Source organism: Nonomuraea diastatica, assembly GCF_004349015.1.
In the GTDB taxonomy this organism is placed as follows: Bacteria; Actinomycetota; Actinomycetes; order Streptosporangiales; family Streptosporangiaceae; genus Nonomuraea; species Nonomuraea diastatica.
In genome coordinates, this window is sequence record NZ_SMKP01000328.1 from 1 (window position 1) to 5,733 (window position 5,733).

The following is a 5,733-nucleotide window of genomic DNA, read 5'->3' on the forward strand; positions in this document are numbered from 1 at the left end:
CATGATGGCAAGACAGGCACGGACGATCCTCATTGTCGATCACGGAGCGTAGACAACTACGTGATCTTGAGGCTCCGTGCCTGTATTACATCCTCGCCCGGCAGACGCCCCTATCCGCGCGGCCTCTTATCCACTGAGGAGGGATGCGGTCTTCGCCTCGTGGGGATCAAGGGTTGAGCAGGAAGGTGGTGCCGGCCTCAGTGACCATGGTCGGGCGCAGCGGTCGCCAGCCGTCGTCGAGCTTGGCGAGTTCGCCTCCGATGTCGACCTCGATGAACCCGAAGAAGTTGATGTTCTCGCCAACCGGTCAGCCAGTAGCGGCCCGGCGTGAGGGAACAGGGCGTTGGTCGCCGCAGGGGTGTCGACCCGCAGCAGCGTGATCCGGCCCAGATCCCGCACCCGGGGCGTCAGGACCTTGCCAACCAGGTCGGACAGGCCGAAGCAGACCAGCGTGGCACCGTGAGTATCTGTCGCGTGCTCGTGGATCGGTAGATCGGTCTCGTTCCCTAGCAGTTCATCGAGGATGTAGGGGCCCTCGCGGGTGGTGGGGATGATCTGCTTGGTCCCGTACGTCGGCCATTGGTCGGAGACGTGGGTGTAGGTCGACAAGACCTTCCCGCCGTGGATGCTCATGTTCCAGGCCGTCAAGCTCTTTTCGCGCACAGGAAAGCGCTGCCCGTACGCCGGCACCGAACAGTCGGGAGGCGAACTTCTCGGTGGTACCGCGCAGCTTGGGCCGGGCGATGGCGATCGGCCCGCTGGTGGTCTTGACGGTGGTCGGGCAGTGCCCGTTGCGGTAACCGGGCCGCACTGGGCTCTCCTGGCCGCTGCCGCCGTCAGCGGTGGCGGCGCGCTGGTAGCGGGCGCGGCCGAGGAAGGCGTCCACCTCAGCTTCGACGGCGGTGTGGATGATCAGACGGGCGCCGAGCTGGGCGACGTCCTCGATGACCTCGACCAGGTCACGACCTTCGGTGAACAGGGCATCGATCTCGGTACGAATGCCTGAACGGGCGGTGGTGCGCGTGCCACGAGCATAGGTCTTTGCCTCTTGCGAACTTTGGTCGGTTCAGCACGGCAACCTACGCTGGTTCACTTTTACACCGCATCTTGGACGCGACCAGCGATGCCCCCTTGGATTTCCGCCGTTTGCTACAAGTGCCATCTATTGCATCGGATGCGATTTGGTGACGGTTAGCAGTTCTGCTGTCGAACGTTCTTCCGTCCGGGATCGAATACACGTGGTGTGGGTGAGGCTGTGAGATGCATGGATCGCCGCGAATGACGTTGAACGGATGTCCGGACCGCAATTGCGAAGTTTGCACGAATAGACCCTGGCCCCGGTACCCGGTGAAGCCGGAATGAATGTGGCGTGCGGCATCATGGGCGCCATGATGAGAACCCGGGCCAGCTCAGGTGACGCGTGACATGAGCTACCTACTGTTGGCGTGCCGGATCATGCTGGTAGGCGTCTTCGCCGTGTCGTTGGTCAGCAAGGTGCGTAGCCGAGCGGCCTACGCGGACTTCGGCCGGTCGGTCGTCGAGTGGCGGGTGGTGCCCCGGCGCTGGTCGGCGCGGGTGGTGGCCGGCGTGGTGGCGGGTGAGGCCGGTGTGGTGCTGCTGCTCGCGCTGCCGTGGACGGTGCTGGTCGGGTTCGTCGCCGGCGGGCTGTTGCTGACGGCGTTCACCGGGGCCATCGCGATGACCCTGCGTCGTGGCCCGTCCGTCACGTGCCGTTGCTTCGGCGCCGCGAAGACGAGACTGGGCACGGCCCACGTGGTCCGCAACCTGCTACTGGTGGCGGTGTGTGTTACCGGCACGGTCGCCGCCACCATGACGGCCGGGCTGCCGTCGAACGCGCCCGGCTTGGGCCTGACCTTGACGGCGGCGGTTGTGGGTGTGGTGTTCATGGTGCACCTCGACGATATAGCGGCGCTGAGAGAACTTTGGGCACGCCCAACCGTGGAAGGAAGAAAGTAGGCATGGTGTATCTGGCTGGCGGTGTCGTCATCGCGAGCGTTCTGACGGTGGCCAACCTATTGCTCACGTTCGGGGTGATCCGGCGGTTGCGGGAGCACACCGAGCTGTTGTCCGCGCGCTCGACCATGGGAGCGCCGGATCTCTTGCTGGGTGTCGGTGAGTCGCCGGACAGCTTCACCGCGGTCACGACCAATGACGAGCAGGTCTCGCGGGAGACACTGGCTGGTGAGCAGCTGGTCGGGTTCTTCACGCCGGGCTGCGAGCCGTGCAAGGAGAAGGCGCCGCTGTTTGCCGAACGCGCTGCCGCGCGCGGGCGGACGAATACGCTGGCGGTCGTCATCGGGGAGCCGGACGAGGTGGGCGAGTTCGTGACGATGTTCGAACCGGTGGCGCGCGTGGTGGTGGAGTCCACTATGGATGCTGGGTCGGTGGCCGGTGCCTTCAAGGTCAAGGGTTTTCCTGCGGCCTGTGTGCTGGACGGCGACGGGGTGGTGACGGTGTCCGGCCTCGACCTCGCCCAGGCGGCCGAGCCGAGCCTGGTGTCGTGATCGGACGGTCACGACGGGCGTCGGTCCGGCTGCCGCCGCGTACCATTGTCCGGCATCTGCGCAGCGCGTCCTTGCTCGCCTGGCGGGCCGGTCGGCTGGGCGCGCTGGCCCAGGTGCTGCTGACGGTGGTCGCCGGGGTACTGCCGGTTGCCGCGGCGTGGCTGACCAAGCTGGTGCTGGACGGGCTGACCGGGCCCGATTCGGGTACCGACGTGCTTGTCCTGGCGGTCCTGCTGGCGGGCGTCGGCGTGCTCACCGTGGTGGTGTCCCAGGCGAAGCAGTACGCTCAGGCCCAATTGGGCCGGTCGGTGGCGCTGAGTGCCAGCGGTAGGCTGTTCGCCGCGTTGAACCGGTTGGTCGGGTTGGCGCGGTTCGAGGATCCGCGGTTCCGTGACCGGTTGGAGCTGGCTCAGCAGTCGGGCCGTGCCGCACCGATCAAGGTTCTTGGCACGGGCCTGGGTATCGGGCAGGGGGTCATCACGATGTCCGGGTTCGTCGGCACGTTGCTGGCGACCGGGCCATGGATGGCGGTGGCGGTCGCGGTCGCGGCGGTGCCGACGGTGCGGGCGGAGCTGGCGATCAGCCGGCGCCGGGCGCAGATGATGTGGGACACCAGCCAGACCATGCGCCGGGAGTTGTTCTACTCGCAGCTGCTGACCGACGCCCAGGCGGCCAAGGAGATTCGGCTGTTCGGGCTGGGTGGGTTCTTCCGCCGGCGGATGCTGAAGGAGCTGAGCACCACACAGGAGGCCAGCCGCCGTGTCGACCGGCGCGAGCTGGCCGTCCAGGGTCTGCTCGGGCTGATGGGCGCGGTGGTCGCGGGGGCGGGTCTGCTATGGGCCATCCGGGCCGCGCAGTCCGGGCAGCTGACCGTCGGTGACGTGTCGGTGTTCGTCGCCGCGGTGGCGGGAACGCAGAGCGCCCTGGCCTCGATCGTGCGTGAGACGGCGTCCGCGCATGAGGCGATGCTGACCTTCGACCACTACCAGGCGATCGTGACCGGCCCGCCGGACCTGCAGATCCATCCTCGGCCCATCTCCCCGGAGCCGCTGCGTCAGGGCATCGAGCTGCGCGACGTGTGGTTCCGCTACAGCGATGAGCATCCGTGGGTACTCCGTGGGGTGAACTTGACGATCCCCGTCGGCACAGCGGTGGCCTTGGTCGGGCTCAACGGCGCGGGCAAGAGCACACTGGTCAAGTTGCTGTGCCGCTTCTACGACCCGAACCGCGGAGCGGTGCACTGGGACGGCGTCGACCTGCGCGAACTGGAGGTCGAACAGCTCCGCGCCCGCATCGGCGCGGTGTTCCAGGACTTCATGACCTACGATCTGACCGCGCGGGAGAACATCGGCGTCGGCAACCTGACCGCCCTGACCGACCACCACCGGATCACCTCCGCGGCGCTTGCCGCCCGCGTCCACGACACGATCGTCGACCTGCCTCACGGGTACGAGACGATGCTGACCCGCATCTTCTTCCAGCACGCCGATCGGGACGACCCGGACACCGGTGTGTTCCTCTCCGGCGGCCAGTGGCAGCGCGTCGGACTGGCCCGGGCCTTTCTCCGTGACAACCCCGACCTGCTGATCCTCGACGAGCCGAGCGCAGGCCTGGACGCCGAGGCCGAACACGATATCCATCAGCGGCTGCGCCGCCACCGCGAGGGACAGACCAGCGTGCTGATCTCGCACCGGCTCAATGCGGTCCGCGACGCGGACCACATCGCGGTCCTCGCCGACGGCCAGATCGTCGAGCAGGGCAGCCACGACAGCCTGCTCACCGCCGGCGGCCGCTACGCACGCCTGTTCACGCTCCAGGCACACGGCTACAGCGACGTCGGCGGGGTGCACGGCGCCGCCGACGTCGGAGCGGTCCCGTGACCGGCCTGGCCCTCGCCCTGCTCGGCGTCCTGGCCGCCGCCGCGGTGGCGATGGTGGCGGGACTGCGCCGGTGGTTGTTCGTCGTGACCGTCCAGGGCGGAAGCATGCAGCCAAGCCTGCAGGACGGTGATCGGGTACTTGCCCGGCGCGCCACCATCACCGGCATCCGCCCGGGCGACGTGGTCATCCTGGAACGACCCGACGGCAACCTGCGCTGGACTCGGCCTCCGACCAGGCGGACACCGGCCGATATAAACCTGCTGATCAAACGGGTCGCCGCCATACCCGGCGACCCGCCGCCACGCGACACGGCCCCCGCCCTCGTGAACCACCCCGCGCAGCGGGTGCCGCGCGGTCACCTCGTCGCCTTCGGCGACAACTACGAGCGGAGCTTCGACTCCAAACAGATCGGGTACTTCCCGGCCGATCGCCTGATCGGCGTGGTCCTGCGCCCGATGCGCCTTTCCGCGGGTCCATCGGGCTCGCGGCCGTAATCGACACGGCTATGGTTGCCGGTCACGGGGTTTCCGTATAAAACGTCGGCCGTAGGTGGTCCCTCGAGACATGCCTACAATCAAGCGTGCGGCCAATGGTATTCCTACGACTATTGCCAGTGATGGCGTGGGTTCTGAAACAGGGCCGGCGTCTGGGCGTCAGGGCTCCGGCGTAGTGGCGTTTATCCGGTTTCTCGATCATGTGAGGTCGAGGACGGTGAGGGTGCGGGTGGCGTCGCGGGAGATGTGGCGGATGGCCTGGGCGATGTTGCCGACGCCACGCGGATCACGGGGGTCGGGAAAGCGTTGGAAGCACTCCAGCAGGCTGAGGCATTCGGCAGCGGAGGCGGCCACCGGCCCATGCCCGGCCAGTTGGCCAAGGGCAACACTGATCGGCGATGATGCCAGGACAGGCACGGTCTTCTCTGGTGATCACTAGGCGTCGAGAACCTCATGATCTCGAAGATCGTGCCTGTTCTCGTCCTCAGGCGAGTCTCCAGACCCCGCTAAAGCCCCACAGCAGTCATGGCACGAAACGGACACTCAGGCTGTTACCGATACCTCGCCGTGGCCCTGACTCCTACCATCGTGGGCCGGCCGGTCGGCATACATTTATAGGCTCGCGGCGGCGCGGTGGCGCTCCTGAGCCTTGGTGATCTTCAAGATGACACAGATCGCCAGCACCGATGCGGCCGCCACAAAAGCGGCGCAGAAAATCCGGCGGCAGGGGTTTATGCGGGGAAAGAACATGGCATTTGCTGGGCGCGGCCGCGGTGAGTGGTATCCGTCCGTGCCCAGCATGCTGCGCATGAGATTCTTTGCCCATGACCGAGT

At 67.0% G+C, this 5,733-nt stretch carries 7 protein-coding genes and 1 pseudogene; 5 read left to right on the top strand and 3 right to left on the bottom strand.

Going from position 1 to position 5,733, the window contains the following annotated elements; all coding sequences use genetic code 11:
- Positions 1–126: 126 nt before the first annotated feature.
- Entirely contained in the window at positions 127–633 is a 507-nt protein-coding gene (locus E1294_RS50755) for a Tn3 family transposase (RefSeq protein WP_132520161.1), read from the bottom strand.
- 46 nt (positions 634–679) lie between these two features.
- A pseudogene (locus E1294_RS58715) lies at positions 680–1,000 on the bottom strand (IS256 family transposase); the annotation flags it as partial.
- Between the two features lie 425 nt (positions 1,001–1,425).
- Between E1294_RS58715 and E1294_RS50765 the strand changes: the two are divergent.
- From E1294_RS50765 to E1294_RS50780, 4 genes are read left to right on the top strand one after another with little or no spacing between them, the layout of a single operon-like run.
- Positions 1,426–1,977 carry a MauE/DoxX family redox-associated membrane protein gene (locus E1294_RS50765; protein ID WP_132520167.1) on the top strand — a complete coding sequence of 184 codons (552 nt, stop codon included), beginning with the start codon at positions 1,426–1,428 and terminating at the stop codon, positions 1,975–1,977.
- A 2-nt stretch (positions 1,978–1,979) separates the two neighbouring features.
- Positions 1,980–2,525, top strand: a complete 546-nt coding sequence (locus E1294_RS50770; RefSeq protein ID WP_132520170.1) for a TlpA family protein disulfide reductase — start codon at positions 1,980–1,982, stop codon at positions 2,523–2,525.
- A complete protein-coding gene (locus E1294_RS50775; RefSeq protein WP_246083867.1) occupies positions 2,522–4,405 on the top strand; it encodes an ABC transporter ATP-binding protein in 1,884 nt (627 codons plus the stop codon). Before E1294_RS50770 ends, E1294_RS50775 begins: the two co-directional genes overlap by 4 nt.
- Complete coding sequence (locus tag E1294_RS50780) at positions 4,402–4,899, top strand: S26 family signal peptidase (protein WP_132520173.1); 498 nt, start codon at positions 4,402–4,404, stop codon at positions 4,897–4,899. The genes E1294_RS50775 and E1294_RS50780 overlap by 4 nt, the downstream gene beginning before the upstream one ends.
- Positions 4,900–5,097: 198 nt before the next feature.
- Here E1294_RS50780 and E1294_RS53905 read toward each other — a convergent pair whose 3' ends face one another.
- Entirely contained in the window at positions 5,098–5,253 is a 156-nt protein-coding gene (locus E1294_RS53905; protein WP_165977953.1) for a hypothetical protein, read from the bottom strand.
- Between the two features lie 298 nt (positions 5,254–5,551).
- Between E1294_RS53905 and E1294_RS55305 the strand changes: the two genes are divergently transcribed.
- The coding region (locus tag E1294_RS55305) for a hypothetical protein (RefSeq protein WP_220448422.1) at positions 5,552–5,733 on the top strand (182 nt) is incomplete at its 3' end.

What these genes read in the sequence shown, in the direction of transcription:
- E1294_RS50755 (WP_132520161.1), bottom strand. Translation starts at nt 633, where the DNA reads ATGAGCATCCACGGCGGGAAGGTCTTGTCGACCTACACCCACGTCTCC.
- E1294_RS50765 (WP_132520167.1), top strand. Translation starts at nt 1,426, where the DNA reads ATGAGCTACCTACTGTTGGCGTGCCGGATCATGCTGGTAGGCGTCTTC.
- E1294_RS50770 (WP_132520170.1), top strand. Translation starts at nt 1,980, where the DNA reads ATGGTGTATCTGGCTGGCGGTGTCGTCATCGCGAGCGTTCTGACGGTG.